Annotated in this window: 10 protein-coding genes and 2 pseudogenes; all 12 read right to left on the bottom strand. The window is 49.6% G+C overall.

The features are described 5' to 3' along the window. Window positions 1-182: 182 nt before the first annotated feature. A complete protein-coding gene (gene rpoC / locus DW769_RS12350; RefSeq protein WP_117510453.1) occupies window positions 183-3,908 on the bottom strand; it encodes a DNA-directed RNA polymerase subunit beta' in 3,726 nt (1,241 codons plus the stop codon). Between the two features lie 38 nt (window positions 3,909-3,946). Continuing rightward, window positions 3,947-7,786, bottom strand: a complete 3,840-nt coding sequence (rpoB, locus tag DW769_RS12345) for a DNA-directed RNA polymerase subunit beta (protein ID WP_055227767.1) — start codon at window positions 7,784-7,786, stop codon at window positions 3,947-3,949. Window positions 7,787-8,136: 350 nt separating this feature from the next. Continuing rightward, the gene (locus tag DW769_RS12340) at window positions 8,137-9,687 is read right to left on the bottom strand and encodes a carboxylesterase/lipase family protein (protein ID WP_117761434.1); all 1,551 of its coding nucleotides are present in this window, start codon (window positions 9,685-9,687) and stop codon (window positions 8,137-8,139) included. A 165-nt stretch (window positions 9,688-9,852) separates the two neighbouring features. Beyond that, window positions 9,853-11,520, bottom strand: a complete 1,668-nt coding sequence (locus tag DW769_RS12335) for a GH39 family glycosyl hydrolase (RefSeq protein WP_279220888.1) — start codon at window positions 11,518-11,520, stop codon at window positions 9,853-9,855. A gap of 12 nt (window positions 11,521-11,532) precedes the next feature. After that, window positions 11,533-11,688 (bottom strand): annotated as a pseudogene (locus DW769_RS17075) (helix-turn-helix domain-containing protein); the annotation flags it as partial. A gap of 15 nt (window positions 11,689-11,703) precedes the next feature. Further along, window positions 11,704-12,321: an AraC family transcriptional regulator gene (locus DW769_RS12330; protein ID WP_147398858.1), complete on the bottom strand. Its 618-nt coding sequence runs from the start codon at window positions 12,319-12,321 to the stop codon at window positions 11,704-11,706. 133 nt (window positions 12,322-12,454) lie between these two features. After that, window positions 12,455-14,128: an alpha-glucosidase gene (locus DW769_RS12325; RefSeq protein ID WP_118750439.1), complete on the bottom strand. Its 1,674-nt coding sequence runs from the start codon at window positions 14,126-14,128 to the stop codon at window positions 12,455-12,457. A 149-nt stretch (window positions 14,129-14,277) separates the two neighbouring features. Beyond that, window positions 14,278-15,972 carry a CocE/NonD family hydrolase gene (locus tag DW769_RS12320; RefSeq protein ID WP_158579823.1) on the bottom strand — a complete coding sequence of 565 codons (1,695 nt, stop codon included), beginning with the start codon at window positions 15,970-15,972 and terminating at the stop codon, window positions 14,278-14,280. Between the two features lie 4 nt (window positions 15,973-15,976). Continuing rightward, the gene (locus tag DW769_RS12315; protein ID WP_117510446.1) at window positions 15,977-16,276 is read right to left on the bottom strand and encodes an AtuA-related protein; all 300 of its coding nucleotides are present in this window, start codon (window positions 16,274-16,276) and stop codon (window positions 15,977-15,979) included. 4 nt (window positions 16,277-16,280) lie between these two features. Further along, entirely contained in the window at window positions 16,281-17,633 is a 1,353-nt protein-coding gene (locus DW769_RS12310) for an acyclic terpene utilization AtuA family protein (RefSeq protein ID WP_117510445.1), read from the bottom strand. Between the two features lie 195 nt (window positions 17,634-17,828). After that, a complete protein-coding gene (locus DW769_RS12305; RefSeq protein WP_055220827.1) occupies window positions 17,829-18,311 on the bottom strand; it encodes a helix-turn-helix domain-containing protein in 483 nt (160 codons plus the stop codon). A 374-nt stretch (window positions 18,312-18,685) separates the two neighbouring features. Beyond that, window positions 18,686-18,985, bottom strand: a pseudogene (locus DW769_RS16695) (IS200/IS605 family accessory protein TnpB-related protein); the annotation flags it as partial.

Below are 18,985 nucleotides of genomic sequence, written 5' to 3'. Positions count from 1 at the left end.
CAATCCACAGTCGGTAATTTCACAGAGTCTGACATGTCAGCAGAATGCTGACTGTGGTTTGCCTCATGTCAGTGGGGGATACCGATTTCTCTCCGCCCGCCACTGCCGTTAACTTTCTTATTTGCAATTCATCTCACCACCTATAGAGGTGGGAGAATCCTTGCTATTATTTGTTGAAGGGTTTACTCCTCGGTATCATCCTTTGACGGAATCATTTCCTCAAAGTCGAAGTCGAGCATCGGCTCTTCCTCTTCAGCTGACGGCTCTTCAACCGGAGCTTCTGCCATCGGAGCTGCCGGAGCATCGTCCTCAAGATCTTCGGTCAGAATCAGATCCTCGTCCTCTTCTTCCTCGATCATGCTGTCGGTATTCAGATGAATGTTGCTGTAGCACTTCATACCGGTACCGGCCGGGATCGGTTTACCGATGATAACGTTCTCTTTCAGGCCTACCAGATGGTCAACCTTACCCTTGATAGCAGCGTCGGTCAGAACCTTGGTGGTCTCCTGGAAGGATGCTGCGGACAGGAAGGAATCGGATGCCAGGGATGCTTTGGTGATACCAAGCAGTACCTGTTTTCCTTCTGCCGGCTCTTTGCCTTCTGCGATCAGAGCTTTGTTGGTCTCGTCGTAATCCAGGAAGTCTACCATGTCGCCCGGAAGGAATTCGGTATCTCCGTTTTCCTCGATGCGGATCTTCTTCAGCATCTGGCGAACGATAACCTCGATATGCTTATCGTTGATTTCTACACCCTGCAGACGGTAAACTCGCTGTACCTCGCGGATCATGTAATCCTGAACGGCACGTACACCTTTGATCTTCAGGATATCATGCGGGTTGACAGAACCCTCGGTCAGCTCGTCTCCGGCTTCCAGAACTGTTCCGTCTGCGATCTTAATACGGGATCCGTAAGGGATCAGGTATGTCTTGGATACGCCGTCTTCCGGATTGGTAACAACGATTTCGCGTTTCTTCTTGGTGTCTTTGATCTGTGCAACACCGGCGATTTCGGTGATGATGGCAAGTCCTTTCGGCTTTCTTGCCTCGAAAAGCTCCTCGACACGAGGAAGACCCTGTGTGATATCTCCACCGGCAACACCACCGGTATGGAAGGTACGCATGGTCAGCTGTGTACCAGGCTCACCGATCGACTGTGCTGCGATAATTCCGACAGACTCACCAACCTGTACTGCCTCGCCGGTTGCCATGTTGGCACCATAGCATTTTGCGCAGATTCCGTTACCGGAACGGCAGGTAAGAATGGTACGGATTTTTACTTTTGTATAATGCTCACCGTTCTCGTTGATGCCGTCTTTGATGACACGGGCAGCACGTTTCGGGGTGATCATATGGTTTGCTTTTACAATGACGTTGCCGTCCTTGTCTTTGATCGTCTCGCAGGAGAAACGGCCTGTGATACGATCCTGCAGACTCTCGATCTGCTCTTTTCCGTCTGTGAACTCGCTGACCCACATACCCGGAATTTCGTCCTTGCCCTCGGCACAGTCGATTTCACGGATGATCAGGTCCTGAGAAACGTCTACCAGACGACGGGTCAGGTAACCAGAGTCGGCGGTACGAAGCGCGGTATCGGACATACCTTTTCGTGCTCCATGTGCGGACATGAAGTATTCCAGTACCTGAAGACCTTCACGGAAGTTTGACTTGATCGGCAGCTCGATGGTGTGTCCGGTTGTATCGGCCATCAGTCCTCGCATACCAGCCAGCTGTTTGATCTGCTTATCGGAACCACGGGCTCCGGAGTCAGCCATCATGAAGATGTTATTGTATTTATCCAGTCCGTCGAGCAATGCTTTTGTCAGCGCATCGTCGGTCTTCTTCCAGGTATCTACAACCTCTTTGTAACGCTCTTCGTCTGTAATCAGACCACGTTTGAAGTTTCTTGTAATCTTGTCTACCGTTGCCTGTGCTTCGGCGAGCATCTCCGGCTTCTGCGGCGGCACGGTCATATCGGAAATGGATACGGTCATGGCTGCACGGGTGGAGTATTTATATCCGGTTGCCTTGATATAGTCCAGAACCTCTGCGGTTTTGGTAGCTCCGTGTGTATTGATGACTTTTTCCAGAATCTGTTTCAGCTGTTTCTTTGCAACGAGGAAATCAACCTCAAGCGCAAGCTCGTTACCCGGAACCGTACGGTCTACGTATCCCAGATCCTGCGGCAGAATCTCATTGAAGAGGAATCTTCCGAGTGTGGAGCTTACGTTCTGCTGCATTACAGTACCATCTTCCATCTCTTTTTCGCAGCGGATGGTAATCTTGGTCTGCAGGGTAATATATCCGTTCTCGTATGCCAGGATGGCTTCGTTCATATCGCGGAAGAAGCTTCCTTCGCCCTTCTCGCCCGGACGCTCCTGTGTCAGATAGTAGATACCAAGAACCATATCCTGGGAAGGAACGGCTACCGGACCACCATCGGACGGTTTCAGCAGGTTGTTCGGAGAAAGAAGCATGAAACGGCACTCTGCCTGCGCTTCTACAGACAGCGGCAGATGGACAGCCATCTGGTCACCGTCGAAGTCGGCGTTGAATGCGGTACAAACCAGCGGGTGCAGCTTAATCGCTTTACCTTCTACCAGAATCGGCTCGAACGCCTGGATACCCAGACGATGCAGCGTAGGGGCACGGTTCAGCATAACCGGATGCTCTTTGATGACGTCCTCGAGAACGTCCCATACCTGCGGCTCGAGTTTCTCGACCATTTTCTTTGCATTTTTGATGTTATGTGCAGTGCCGTTGGAAACCAGCTCTTTCATAACGAACGGTTTAAACAGCTCGATTGCCATTTCTTTCGGCAGACCGCACTGGTAAATCTTCAGTTCCGGTCCTACGACGATAACAGAACGGCCGGAGTAGTCAACACGTTTACCAAGAAGGTTCTGACGGAAACGGCCGGATTTACCTTTCAGCATGTCGGACAGAGATTTCAGAGGACGGTTTCCAGGACCGGTTACCGGACGGCCGCGGCGGCCGTTGTCGATCAGGGCATCAACTGCCTCCTGGAGCATACGTTTCTCGTTGCGCACGATGATATCCGGCGCACCGAGCTCCAGCAGTCTCTTCAGACGGTTGTTACGGTTGATGATACGGCGGTACAGGTCATTCAGGTCGGATGTTGCAAAACGTCCTCCGTCAAGCTGTACCATAGGACGCAGATCCGGCGGAATAACCGGAACCGCATCAAGAATCATCCACTCCGGACGGTTTCCGGACTCACGGAATGCCTCAACAACCTCAAGTCTCTTGATGATGCGGGCTCTCTTCTGTCCGGTAGAATCTTTAAGACCTGCCTTTAATTCAGCAGACTCTTTTTCCAGATCGATTGCCATCAGAAGCTCTTTGATGGATTCCGCACCCATACCTGCACGGAAGCTGTTTCCGAACTCCTCTCTGGCATCCTGGTATTCTTTCTCGGTCAGAACCTGTTTGTACTGTAATTTGGTATCGCCTGCATCAAGAACGATGTAGTTTGCGAAATACAGAACCTTTTCCAGAGTTCTCGGAGACAGATCCAGGATCAGTCCCATACGGGACGGAATTCCTTTGAAATACCAGATGTGGGATACCGGAGCTGCCAGCTCAATGTGTCCCATACGCTCACGGCGCACACTGGATTTTGTTACTTCTACGCCGCATCGGTCGCAGATTACGCCTTTGTAGCGAATTTTCTTATATTTACCGCAATGGCACTCCCAGTCTTTGCTTGGTCCGAAGATTCTTTCACAGAACAGACCGTCTTTTTCCGGTTTCAGCGTTCTGTAGTTGATGGTCTCCGGTTTTTTTACCTCGCCATGGGACCACTCCCGGATTTTCTCCGGGGAGGCAAGTCCTATTTTGATGGCATCAAAGCTCATCTGGTAATTTTCTTTTTTTGCTGTTTCTGGCATTTGATTACCCCTTTCCTCGCAAAGCGAAGATCTACAAGTTACATGTCATCATCTGAACTTTCATCCAGATCAAGATAAGAGTCTTCTTCTTCATCCTCTTCCACATCTACCATTTCTTCTCCGTCAAACTCTTTCTTGGAGAATCCATAGTCACCAAATCTCTCGTCCTCTCTGTCAGAGTAACGGTCTCCCTCGATGATGTGGTTCAGATTGGTATCACCGTAATCAACTGATTCCATAATTTTAACTTCGGTATTGTCATCACGCAGTACGCGGACATCAAGTGCCAGGGACTGCAGCTCTTTCAACAATACTTTGAAGGATTCCGGAATACCAGGCTCCGGAATATTGTCGCCCTTGATGATGGCTTCGTATGTCTTCACACGGCCAACCACATCGTCAGACTTCACAGTCAGGATCTCCTGCAGCGTGTAGGATGCACCGTACGCCTCAAGAGCCCAAACCTCCATCTCTCCGAAACGCTGTCCACCGAACTGAGCTTTACCACCCAGCGGCTGCTGTGTAACGAGGGAGTATGGGCCGGTAGAACGTGCATGGATCTTATCGTCTACCAGGTGATGCAGTTTCAGGTAATGCATGTGTCCGATGGTGGTTCTTCCATCAAACGGCTCACCGGTACGTCCGTCGCGGAGCTGTACCTTACCGTCTCTTGCGATGTCAACGCCCTTCCACAGTTCTCTGTGATCCAGGTGCTCTTCCAAGTACTGATATACTTCCGGAAGCAGAACATCTTTGTATTTCTCAGAGAATGCATCCCATTCCATGTTTACATAATCGTTTGCCAGTTCCAGGGTATCCTGAATATCTTTCTCGTTTGCGCCGTCGAAGATCGGAGTGGAAACGTTGAATCCAAGAGCTGCTGCTGCAAGGCTTAAGTGGATCTCCAGCACCTGTCCGATGTTCATACGGGACGGCACACCCAGAGGGTTCAGCACGATGTCCAGCGGACGTCCGTTCGGCAGGAACGGCATATCCTCTACAGGAAGTACACGGGAAACGACACCCTTGTTTCCGTGACGACCAGCCATCTTATCGCCGACAGAGATTTTTCTCTTCTGTGCGATGTAGATGCGGACTGCCTGGTTTACTCCAGGAGAAAGTTCGTCGCCGTTTTCACGGGTAAATACTTTGGCGTCCACGATGATACCATACTCACCGTGCGGTACTTTCAGGGAAGTATCACGTACTTCTCTTGCTTTCTCGCCAAAGATGGCACGGAGCAGACGCTCCTCTGCGGTCAGCTCGGTTTCTCCCTTCGGAGTTACTTTTCCGACCAGAATATCACCGGCACGTACCTCTGCACCGATGCGGATGATTCCACGCTCATCCAGGTCTTTTAAGGCTTCATCGCCGACGCCCGGAACGTCTTTTGTGATCTCTTCCGGTCCAAGCTTGGTGTCACGGGCCTCTGCCTCGTACTCCTCGATGTGGATGGAAGTGTAAACATCATCCTGTACCAGACGCTCGCTAAGAAGAACGGCGTCCTCGTAGTTATATCCTTCCCAGGTCATAAATCCGATCAGCGGGTTCTTACCAAGTGCAAGCTCGCCCTGGTAAGTAGACGGACCGTCTGCAATTACTTCGCCGGCCTCTACATGGTCACCTTTAAATACGATCGGTTTCTGGTTGTAGCAGTTGCTCTGGTTGCTTCGCATGAATTTGGTCAGATGGTAAACATCTTTTGTTCCGTCATCGTTGTTCATGCGGATCTCGTTGGAACAGGAGTAGGAAATGGTTCCTGCTTTCTTTGCAACGACGCAGACACCGGAGTCTACGGCTGCTTTTGCTTCGATACCGGTTCCTACTACAGGAGCATCGGTGATCATCAGCGGTACGGCCTGACGCTGCATGTTGGATCCCATCAGCGCACGGTTCGCATCGTCGTTCTGAAGGAACGGGATCAGCGCCGTAGCAACGGAGAATACCATCTTCGGAGACACGTCCATGTAATCAAACATGTGCGGCTCGTAGGACTGGGTCTCATCCAGATAACGTCCGGAAACGTTCTTGTTGAGGAAGTGTCCTTCTGCATCCAGCGGCTCATTTGCCTGTGCTACATGGTAATTATCCTCTTCATCTGCGGTCATGTAGACTACTTCGTCGGTAACACGCGGATTTTTCGGATCTGATTTGTCAATTCTTCTGTATGGAGCCTCAACGAAGCCATACTCGTTGATGCGCGCATACGATGCCAGAGAGTTGATAAGACCGATGTTCGGTCCCTCAGGAGTCTCGATCGGGCACATTCTTCCGTAATGGGAGTAGTGAACGTCTCGAACCTCGAATCCGGCACGGTCACGGGACAGACCGCCAGGTCCAAGGGCGGAAAGACGTCTCTTGTGCGTCAGCTCTCCAAGCGGGTTGTTCTGATCCATAAACTGGGACAGCTGGGAAGATCCAAAGAACTCTTTGATTGCAGCTGTAACCGGTTTGATATTGATCAGGGACTGCGGAGAAATCCCGTCGATGTCCTGTGTTGTCATACGCTCACGTACCACACGCTCCATACGGGACAGACCGATGCGGTACTGGTTCTGAAGCAGCTCACCTACGGCACGGATTCTACGGTTGCCCAGGTGGTCGATATCATCGGCATTTCCTGCGCCGTATTCCAGATGCATGTTGTAGTTGATGGAAGCGAAAATATCTTCCTTTGTGATATGTTTCGGAATCAGGTCGTGGATGTCACGTTTGATCGCCTGTTTGATCTCTTCGATATCGGTATTCTCCTCCAGGATCTTTTCCAGAACCGGATAGTATACTTTCTCGTTGATGCCAAGCTCTTCCTCGTCAACATCTACCCATGCTTTCAGATCTACCATCAGGTTGGAAAGAACTTTTACGTTTCTCTCCTCTGTCTGAATCCATACATACGGTACTGCTGCGTTCTGAATCTTGTCTGCGAGTTCCAGAGTAACGGTGGTGCCTTTTTCTGCAAGGATTTCACCGGTGGACGGATCTACAACATCCTCAGCGAGGATCTGGTTGCGGATACGGCTGCGCAGCGCAAGTTTCTTGTTGAATTTATAACGGCCTACCTTTGCCAGGTCATAGCGACGCGGGTCAAAGAACATGCTCATGATGAGGCTCTCTGCATTTTCTACTGCGAGAGGCTCGCCCGGACGAATTTTCTTGTACAGCTCGAGAAGACCTTCCTGATAGTTGGTGGAAGTATCTTTGGTGAAGCTTGCAAGAATCTTCGGCTCTTCACCGAACAGCTCTACGATCTCTGCATTGGAGCTTACTCCAAGTGCACGGATGAGGACTGTGATCGGAACTTTTCTGGTACGGTCTACGCGGACATAGAAGACGTCGTTGGAATCGGTCTCGTACTCCAGCCATGCTCCACGGTTCGGGATTACGGTACAGGAGAACAGTCTCTTTCCGAGCTTATCATGTGCGATGCCGTAATAAATACCAGGGGAACGTACCAGCTGGCTGACGATTACTCGCTCTGCACCATTGATAACGAATGTTCCTGTTGCTGTCATCAACGGCAGATCACCCATGAAAATTTCGTGCTCTGTGATCTCGTCTTTTTCCTTATTATATAATCTTACTTTTACCTTTAACGGTGCCGCATAAGTAGCGTCACGCTGTTTACACTCTTCGATTGAGTATTTTACGTCATCTTCACACAGTGTAAAGTCTACGAATTCAAGGCTCAGCCGTCCGCCGTAGTCGGAGATTGGTGAAATGTCATCAAAGACTTCCTTGAGTCCGCTTCTCAGGAACCAGTCATAGGAATCCTTCTGGACTTCAATCAAGTTGGGCATTTCCAATACTTCTTTTTGTCTCTGGTAACTCATTCGCATACTTTTTCCGGTAGGTATCGGACGTATTCTGTTTTTCTCCATTGACGTTGTCACCCCTTGTGTTATAATATATTTATTACCGCTCATGCCTGAACAAAAGGTTTTAGGCATATCTTGCCATAATAGTGCATTTTCTAGATTATCATGTTTTTTCAAGTGTGTCAACAAAACAGATTGTATTTTTTTCAGTACAATCTGTTTTTTACTGGTTTTTCTTCCGTGACCCTGTTAGAATAATACTTTAGATGTGATTGAAAGCACCGAATTTTCAGAAAAAACCGCCTGTTTGATTTTTTTATTTTTCAAATCAAACAGGCGGTTTTTTTATTCTAATTTTTTAATATTTCAGAGCTCCATCCCGATTTCGCTTATGCCGCGTCGAATCGTTCTTTTTAATGCTGAATATTGTCAGCCATCATGTCCATAAAGCTCCATGGTTTCAGAACTTTGTTGATCTCTGCAAACACTTTATCATCGTAGTTGTGTTTTACTTCCGTTTTGCGGTCAAACACCATGGTATCCGCATCCTCTGCTTCTACTTCCGGCCAGTGCGGGAGTCCGGCATGATCCGGGGTGCCGTTCTTTGCGAAGGCAAGAAGTGCTCCGAAGATTTCGCTTTCCAGTTTATCGCTGACATCCGGGATGCCACAAATTTCTACGAGATCTGCGTTTCCGAAGAAATATGGGATATCGGAGCAGTGCCATGCCGGCTTGCCGTGCTGGAACGGGAATTCCAGAGCGAAGTTGTAGAGATATGCTTTGCCGCCGCCTTTTGCGAACAGTTTGGCAAGTTTTACGGTCGGCTCACGCATTGCACGGTCGATGGCAAGAACATCTACGCCGTTCTTCTCCGGATATGCTTCTTTGAAAGCGTCCAGAACCTTTTCGGCATTGTCTCCATAAACCTTTTTGAGGATTTCCAGAATCTCTTCCGCTGTCAGTTTGTTCTTATCATAAGCTGCCGGTGCAAACGTTGCGAACTCGCCGTATACGGTTCCGATCATCATCGGAATCTGATGTGCATGCTCACGGAAGCCTGCGTCGAATGGATTTCCATAGAAGTAATCGCCCTTTTTCGGGCCGCCGCCGATGTAGCCGCCACTCTGTGCAATCGCCGGAGCCACTTTTGCATATGCAGCAGCAAGCTGCGGATACGGTACAGTTTCCAGCTGAGCCACATCGTCAAAGCCGAGCGCTTTCATCATTGCCGTAATAATCTCCGTGCCGTCTTTCTCTCCTGCGCCGAGCGGATCGTCCTCCATAACACCGCTCATGACAAGGCCTTTCTGGAACAGGCCGTCTGCTGATGGAATCTGCATCAGGTCAATCACCTTCATTCCGCCGCCGGACTGGCCGAAAATGGTTACATTCTCCGGATCGCCGCCGAACAGGGCAATATTGTCATGTACCCACTGCAGGGCTGCCACCATATCGGCGTGGCCTGCGTTTGCGGAGTTTTTGTATTTTTCCCCAAACGGAGACAGATCCAGATATCCTAAAATATTCAGTCTGTGGTTGACAGAAACAAGAATCGAATCACCTTTCTTTGCGATGCTGACGCCGTCATACGCAACCTGCTCGATGGAAGATCCCGCTGCGTATCCACCGCCGTGGAACCATACGAGAACCGGTTTTTTGGCTTCCGGATCAAGTTTGTTTGTCCAGATATTTAAGGACTGGCAGTGCTCATCCTGCGGCCAGTAGCGGTGCGGAACCATAAGCTCGCCGTTCGGTGTATCTTGGTTCTGAAGCGGGCATACAAAGCCGTAGTTTGTCGCATCCTTCACGCCATCCCATTTGGACGGAACCGGCATCTGGAAACGGTCTGCGTATGCATACGGAATTCCTTTGTAAATGTAAACACCGTCATAAAAATAACCTTTTAAATCGCCGGATGTGGTATGCAGCACCGGCACGCCATCGTAATCAAATATTTTCCCCATTTTGAAATACCTCTTTTCTGTAGAATTTAGCATTTATGTTGTTTTCAGTATAAACAATATTTTCGTCCTTTTCTACTCGAATTGTCGCAAGATCTTCTTATATTGTTGCTTTTTTTCCACTCTTTCTCTGTATTCTCCCACCGCGAGTGCAATTTTTTGAAGATTTTACAGAATCTGCTCCACCTCAATCAGCGCCGTCTCGTGCGGCTCCAGGCGTTCCTGCACCGTGAGGCTGCCTTCCGGGTCGGTTTCCTGCTCCCAGACACGGTATTCCGGGTCCGCACTGTGGCACAGCATCGCGCGCTCCATCCGGTTCATCCGCTCCGGAGCTCCCATCCGCACCCACGCATCGTAGCTGCTGCCGTGCTCTTTTGTCACTTTATACAGCCGCAGGCAATATTTTCCCGGTTCCAGTCCGGTCAGTTTCACTGAAAAGGTCCGGATTTCCCCCATATTGAATACGCGGTAACGGTCCGTGCGGGAAATATTCACGGCATGGCGGTAGCGGTACAGCATATCGTAGTGAACATAGTTGTACAGGTAAATCTGGCTTTGGTTTTTCTCCGGCTCCGTGCTGATAAAATAGCCGTCCCCACGCTTCACCAGACGAGATCCCATTCTTCCGAGCAGCCGCAGCGCAGTGCAGACCGCCTTTGGAATGCCGTTCATCGTGAACAGCCCAAAACCTCCATGATACGTTTCCCGCGCCGGAAATACTTCATCCAAACGGTCATTGACCGAGAAATACGCAATTCCCTGCAGCGCCTCTTCATTTTCCAGAAGATTTTTAAACAGCCATGCCGCTTTATAACAGGTATCGTTGCACAGATCCCTCTGCCAGATGTTGCTGCTGCACTCATCCACCAGAACCGGCAGTGCACCAAGCCCAGCCTTCTGCAGCAGACCTTTTACCTTCTCCCCGCGGTTCCGCAGAAAATCCGGGTCGCGGCTCACAATCATATTGATGCTCTCGTTGTTCTGGATCAGATTCATTTTCTCCTCTTCCTCTCCATAGATCACCGTGCCAAACGAGCGAAATGCAAAAATTTCCGGCACACATTCCTTTTCCTTCATAGTTTCGATAAAGGCTTTGAGATGTTCCTCCGGTCCAAGACCAAAGGAAAGACATGTTACAAGATCCGGGCTCACACGTTTCATCTCCTCGTACGATGCTTTCCACGTCCCAAAGAACTCATCTCCTCCATCAATCGTGATCACGTCTCCGCTGATCCACGGGTTGAAAATCCAGCGCCGCATCTGGTTGATTCCATACCGTTCCCTTAGATGTTCCATCAGGTTTTTAATCAGCATGCGCCACTCAGCCAGATCCCGCGGAGAGCTGCTTAGCGCCGGACGCATCGTTCTTCCCGGGTCTGTTTTTGCCAGCAGCAACGGCATATGGCCGAATTCCAGCAACGGCTTCGCTCCCGTGGAAAGGATGAAATCGATCACCTCATCAATATAGTTCCAGCAGAACTGAATCTCGCCCCACATATTCCGCCGAAGTACGCACATATCATCATCAAGAATTCCTTTTACGCGGATCAGCTCATAGCCGAGCTCCTGCACCAGCTGTTCCAGCTCATCCTGCACCTCGCGGTTCAGCACACTTGCCGCATAGCCAGCATTGATCACGCGCTTCCAGTGGCCTGCCACTCTTGGTTTCCGTCCGTTTACTGCCGCTGTCACGGAAACGGCACTCTCATTTATCGTCTCAATCTCCTGCTCCGTGACCGCTGCATACTGCAGGAGACTCTGGAAAATATCATGGTCTCCCGCCGCCTCTTCCCGCTCTTTTCCTTTCTTTTCACGCTGTTTTACTGTATATTCCATCTGCTTCCGGTATTCGCTCGGTGTCATACCGCGGTATTTGCGGAATGCGCGGATCATCGCCGTCTCATTGACAAATCCATTGTGATAGGCAATCTCCGTCAGCGTTGCGCCGCTGTGCATTTCCTGTACGGCATGCGCCAGGCGCACCTGCGTCACGTACTCCCGAAATGATACACCGAAATACTACGGAAAGCTCCGTGAAATATAGGCACGGCTCAGATAAAGATGATCCGCCAGATCCTCCAGCGTAATCTCTTCCCGGCAATGCTGCAGAATATAGTCTGATGCCCGCTGAATGCGTTCCCTTCCGCCCCGGCCCTGTTCCACCTTTTCCCCGGATGTAAAGTAAGAAAGCAGATCCTCCAGAAGCGCCGTCACACGGCTTTTCATATAGATCGGTTGTTCCTCATTATTCTTGTACATCTCAAGAAAGATCCGTGCCATATCCCGCCGGATCAAATCAAATTTTTCCTGCTGATCTTCCATATAGAAAAACGACTGACATTTGACTTCACATTTCAGCAGCTTAATGTGAAATGAAGCAATCGTCTCCGCTGAAACGCAGAGCGACAGGGCAAGTCCGTCTTCGTCCAGATCCAGATCACAGATCTGAAACCGGTTGATCGCAAAGATAGATCCCATCGGGAGATTGTGAACTTCCCCGTCCTCGTAGCTGACTCTTCCACTCCCACGAAGCAGAAATAAAAGTTCAAAATCCGGATTCCACAGTTCCCGTTTCTTCTCCGGCCGGAGTAGCCGAAAACGGAATCCCGGCATTTCCTGTTTTGTTCCTCTCATCATTATGTCTTCGTCTCTTTCCATTCCACACCTCATAATAGTTTTTTCTGTTGTATTGTACCACAAAAAAGATCCCACAAAAAGATCTTCTCCTTTTGTGGGACCGATTTTTCGGTTTTTGTTTTAGTTTTTGCAATTATTCCTTCACCTTCAGCACCAGACACTGATACGGCTGCAGACGGATCGTTTCCTCGCCTGCCTCGCAGGTGTCATAGTTATTCAGAAGTACTTCTTCGATTGTATCTGTAAATGGCAATGTAATGCCATCCGCAAGAGAAGTAGTAAGGATCAGAATATTATTCTTCTCATCCTTTCTGCGGTACGCCAGAACGCCGCTTACCGTCTCGTATTCCGGAACCAGCGTTCCGTAGAGGAAGGTTTCTTCCAGATCTTCACGTCGTCTTACCGCCACCATTTTGCGGTAGAACCACAGCAGGGAATCAGGATCTTTTTCCTCGGCCTCATAGTTCAGTTCCGTATAGTTTTTATTCACCGGGAACCACGGCGTACCTGTTGTGAATCCCGCCTCGGCAGATGCATCCCACTGCATCGGAGTTCTGCTGTGCTCGCGGCTCTCGCGGTTGATCTGCTCGAGCGCTTCCGCATCCGTTTTTCCTTCGGCAATCAGGCGGTCGTAAATAGCAAAGGTCGGTTTATCGACGAATCCCTGAATGGACTGTTTCGGGTCGTCGCGCATGCCGATTTCCTGTCCCTGATACAGGAACACAATACCCGGCAGGAAGAAATTAGTGACCGGAAGCATTTTTTCGCTGTAGAGGTTCTGATCCTCCGGCATCAGGAACCGGTCGATGCTGCGCGGTTTGTCATGATTTTCAAGGAAATTACAGAGCATGCCGCGGCCATCCACGATTTTCTGTGCCGCAAAAAGCTGATCGCGATAATCGTCAAACAGCGCCACGGTATTGCCCCATTTCGGATTACGCACATTGTCGAGGGTGTGACAAAAATCGAAAACGGACGAGAAACTGCCGTTTTCCCCAATCACATCCTCCACATCCTCCGGTCCCATGTGATCGTACTCTCCGATCGTCAGCGCATCGGTCGGCGCAAAGGTGCGCTCCTTCATTTCACACAAGATATCGGCAAGACCGTCTACATTGTTGAAATACTCGAACGCCATATTGTACTCGTCCGGTCCATCCGGCGGAAGGTTGGTGTACTGATAATTCTTTTTCAGATGGCTGATCGCATCAAGACGGAATCCGCCAAGTCCCAGATCCATCCATTTTAAAATCATCTCATAAATTTCTTCCCGCAATTTGGGATTCTCCCAATTGAGATCCGGCTGCTCTTTTGTGAAGATGTGGAGGTAATACAGTTTATCATATCCCGGTACTTTCTCCCACGCGCTGCCGCCAAAAATCGACCGCCAGTTGTTCGGCTCTTTGCCGTCTTTTCCTTCCCGGAACACATAATACTTTCCGTACTTTCCAAACGGATCTTTGAGTGCCGCCTGAAACCACGCATGCCGGTCAGAGGAATGATTCACGACAAGGTCCATCAGAATGCGGATGCCGCGTTTTTTTGCCTCCGCAATCAGCTCCTTCATGTCCTCCATCGTTCCAAACGACGGGTCGATATCCATGTAATCGGAAATATCGTATCCGTTATCCACCATCGGGGATGCAAACACCGGACAGAGCCAGATGACATTGGCTCCCAGTTTTTCTATTTTGTCAAGATGACGGATCACGCCTTTCAGATCTCCTATGCCGTCTCCATTGGTATCCTGAAAACTCTTCGGGTAAATCTGATATCCGACCGTTTTGTGCCACCACTTTTTCTCCATTACTCTTCTCCTGTTCATTTTGTTTTTATAATGCGGGCCGTTCTTTAGGTTTACCGCAAAACCTATAGTGTTTCCACTATATCACAAAAGAATGGATTATGCTACTTTTTCTTTTTGATTTTTCCCGATGTCCGCTTTACCGTTACGGTTCACTGTTTTTTCATCAGCGGCAAAATCACGCAGGAAGCAGCTTTTCTGCCCATATGAATGGTCTGATGTGCAATTTTATTTTCCGTTTTTTCCGACCACAGCCCTTTCTGATTGCTGTGGACATGGTACTGCGGGAAGTCGGAGGAGGAAACATCTACACGAATGCGGGAACCCTTTGGAATCGTGTATACAATATTCCACATAGTAATCTGTACCTCTGCCACGCTGCCCGCCTCATAGGCTCCGGCCTCCGTTTTTCCCTGCTCCAATGTTGCAATCGAGGAACGAATGTTGTACGCTTTTCCTTCCGGCGTTACCTCCATGATTTTAGCGGTAAATGCCGTATCCTCGCAATCACTTTCCACGAACAGACGGACGGAAGCTTTTCCGTTCAGCGTGAAAGTTTCTTCCAGCGGTTCTGATACAAAACTCAGGACATCCTCACGATAGTCCGGTTCCGGCTGGAGATGGCTGCCGATCTGCGGCATCGTATGCAGAAGGGCTTCTCCGCCGATACTCTCGACCGGAGTGGCCGGGTCAAACGTGTAGTTTCTCGTTTTTTCCCGTTCCGGCGCGTCTGCCCGCAATGCTTTTTCATCCAGATACAGCGTCATGTTTCCCGCAGTTCCTTCTTCTCCCAGTCGGTCGGATACGATGTCAATCCACCGGTCCGCTCCGATTTCATAGGCACGGATCCGCTGCGTCGGGATTTCTTTTTGTTTCAGCGTCAGCTCAAACCATTCCAGCATCTTTGGAATTTCTTCATTCTGCGGGTGCAGCACCTCTTTGCCCTCGAGGCAGATCTGGAAAAAGTGGTTCCAGGCGCCGATTTCGAGCCAGCTGTGCTGTTTTGTTTCCTCGTTCAGCCGCTCCCACGTTTTCATACTGCTGCCGTGGTGATGATCGTACCAGCCGCTTAAAAGATAAATCGGAACCTTCGTTTTTGATGGAATTTCCCGCAACTGTTTCCACCAGCCCGTCTGCCAGAGTTCCGCATCCGGGCTCGGGCTTGTGATGTATTCGCGGTAGGACGGAACACGCTGTCCCCACAGCGCCTCGTCCACTTCAATCTGCGGCAGATAACGGCAGCTTTCGCGATAGTCAGCATTCACTGGTTTTTCCGCATTTTCCATCGACCATGCGGTCAGGATATCGTGGCGGAAGCAGCCCTTCTCGTAGGCTGATACAAAACGATCCGTTCCATAGTCCTCCAGAAACATTGCGGCAACTTTCCCCTCCGCGGCATCAGCGAACGCCCAGCCGGTCATGCTTGTGTAGGAATGGCCCCAGTAGCCTAAGATTTCGCACCATGGCTGCTCCACAAGGTAATCCATGGTGTCAATGCCATCGTTCCGCTCATTAATGTTTGGCTCCCATTTTCCTTCCGACTGCTCTCTGCCGCGGCAATACTGGTAGACATACACATAACCCCTGCGCGCCAGTCCCTCGCCGTAGGCACGGTGAATACGGTCGTTGCCCGGATAGCAGGTACGAGTCAGGATGACGGGATATTTCTTGTTTTCTCCTGATCCGCCTTCCCTTGGAAAATAATAGATTGTATGCAGCTTCACACCATCGCGCATCTCGATCTGGCTGTCTTTTCTTTCAAATGCTGCACAGCTTTCGGAAACGCCGCTTTTCGCAAATTGTGCTTCTACGCGTTTTACCGCAGCCGCCATAAAATCTTCTGCCATTGCCCTAAACCTCCATTTCCAGCAGTGCCATACCGAGTGTCTTTCCATGTTTGTCCAGCGCCAGCGATCTTGTGACACCGCCGCCGAGTGTCTTGTCGAGGACAAAGTTCAGCGCATGGATTCCGTTCAGTTCGTAGCGGGTTACTTTTCCGTGACAGATTTCGCGGAAGTATTCTGCTACGCGTGCTTCTGTTACTTTTTCTTTCAGCATTTCATAATTGTTCTCATCATATGGGATCACCGAAATATTGGAGATCTCGCCTTTATCGCCTGTTCTTGCATGTGCAATCTCTTTTAATTTCATCGCCTTATACCTCCCGGAATGTAACTTTTGCTTCTACTGCATCGCGCGGCACAAAAATTGAGCAGACCGAGACAATCTCGGACACCCGTTTCACTGCTCCGCCGCCTCCTGCGGGACCGTTGGTATAGAGAGCCTCCACCTCGTTTGCCAGCAGAACGGCATTTTTCCGGTCTTTCGTTCTGCCTGCGGCGCGGAGACGCACTTCACACGGAGTTCCACTTCCGATCTCCTTGGAAATTGCATCACGATACAGGGAATTGCATCCGATAAAATCAGTACGGTACTCTTCCAGCTCGATGTCTGTCAGTTCAATCCGCTTCTCCAGAATCTCCGCCGCCAGCTCCGCCCGTACCATACAGTTGCTTCCGCCGTAGGAAATTTCACCCTCACCGATGAAGCAGTCCTTGTAGCCGACACTCACTTTCAAAGTTTCCGGTCTTCCATGCGTTGTCGCATGCTCGGCGCGAACCTGGTTTTCCCCGATCTGCCGGAACGTCACCTTTGAAAAGTCCGCTGTTGCATCCGGGGTCAGGTAAGCCTTTGGGTTGTGGATTTCGTAGATCATCTGCTCTTTACAGGTATCCACGCTCACCAGTCCGCCACTTCCCTCGACTTTTGTCACGGTAAATGCGCCTGTCCCGTCGATCTCAATGAGCGGGAATCCAAGTTTCCACAGATCCGGCACATCCTTGTAGCCCGGATCCGCAAAATAGCCGCCTGTCACCTGTCCGGCACACTCCAGCAGATGGCCTGCCAGAACCGCCTGTCCCATCTGATCCGGGTTGTCGTCAATGTTCCATCCGAACTCATATACCAGCGGTCCGATCGTCAGTGCAGGATCGGAAACGCGACCGGTAATGACAAGATTGGCGCCCTCTTTCAACGCTTTTGTGATGCCTTCTGCGCCCATATAGACATTTGCGGAAATCAGAACATCTTTTTTCTCTTTTAACAGCGTGCCATCCTCCAGCACCTTCTCATTTTCATATTTGTCCAGCTCTTCTGTAATATCATCGCCGGTCACACAGGCAATTTTCAATCCTCCGACACCCAGTTTTCTGGCAATTTCACACGTCCGTTCTGCAGCAGATACCGGGTTGGCAGCTCCCATATTGGTAATAACTTTTACTTTGTTTTTCGCCATCAGCGGGAGAATTTTTTCCATTCGGTAGTCGAGCAGCTGGTTGTAACCCTTCGACGGATCTTTCTCTTTGTCCTGCTGCCCGATCGCAACGGTGCGTTCCGCCAGACACTCGAAAATAATGTAGTCCAGATTTCCTTTTTCCATCAGCTCCACTGCCGGCTCAATGCGGTCTCCCGCATAGCCTGCGCCGCTTCCGATTCTGATTTTTTTCATGTTCTATGGCCTCGCTTTCTTTGATCTGAGATCATTGTAATGCGATATCCGGGCAGATACTACAAAAGGGATCGTAATTTCTAAAATTTTAGAAATCATGATCCCTCTTTTATGTGAGTTCTGTTACAGCAAAGACAGAAAATACCACAAAGCCCCAAAGCTGCAGAAATTCCGGCATTTCATTCTCCTTCTGTCTTATTCTTTGATTTTATTATATAACGTTGCCAGCGAAATTCCGAGTTCCTTTGCCGCTTTTTGCTTCCCTTCCATATCCCGTCCGTACAGCAACAACGTATTTTGGATCTCCTGCCGTTCAAAGCGGCGCACCCGCTCTTCCAGCGTCATGTGAGCCTCTGATTCCCGTTTTTCAAACTGTACGAGACTCGTCACAATTGAGATGCTTCCGCGGATCTGATGCTCTTCCCAGATCGGATAAACACTTGCAAAGTATTCCTGCGTTCCCTCTCTCCGCACCATTCCCTCGACCGGGATGCCGCTCCAAATGACTTCCGGAGCAATGGCAGATTTGCGGTAATCCGTGATTTTATGACCTTTCGCGGTTTCAAGCGGAACGCCGATGAAATCGCTGTAGACTTGATTGAAGAACACAATCCTGCTGTGCTGATCGCAGATCAGGATTCCCTGCTGTAAAGATTCCAGAACGGAATGTACCTGCATTTTTCGTTCCTCCCGTTTTCTTTTTCTGTACTCTCGGAGTCTTTCTGTCATGGGGATATTTAGCCCTTATACTCCTCCGTAAATGTCTTGTATAAATAGATCACATTCTCAATTTTATCTCCACGGTCGCAATTACATTTTGATACCACATGGCATCACCATACCTTCCGGCAATTTTTAACTTTATTGCCACAAAGTATGGACTCAGGTGAACCTCACATGACTAAAGCCACGTGCTTCCGGCCGCTTTAAGCGGCAGACCAAATATCGGCGGATACGCCTGTTATTTAGATTTTGCACAGATATGTGCTTCTTCCATGCCGGATACGGCAGGTTTCCACATAACAGGTAATCCACTGCATATCTGCCTGTGTTTATGCTGCTTTACGCAGTTCCATTTCTGAAATCAGTTCTCTCAGATCTGCATAAACACATGAGGTTCTACGCTTTACTGCAGGAACTTTTGCCTCCAGCAAAGACCTTTCCGTTTCCGGTAAGGGTTTTAAATTTTCACGGATAAAATATCTTGCTCCGATATTATACGATGCCGACAAATCACAGTTGTATCTTTTTCCGGTCTGAAACGTACACAGACGATGATCCCGTATATCACGGGCAATTTCTCCTGATCCATCAAAGGCAAGCCTGCTCGTGTTCCAGGCACAGATTCGGGA

It is taken from the genome of Blautia sp. AM29-29, from assembly GCF_003480555.1.
GTDB lineage: Bacteria > Bacillota > Clostridia > Lachnospirales > Lachnospiraceae > Fusicatenibacter > Fusicatenibacter saccharivorans.
This window is presented reverse-complemented; position numbering and strand designations above follow the sequence as displayed.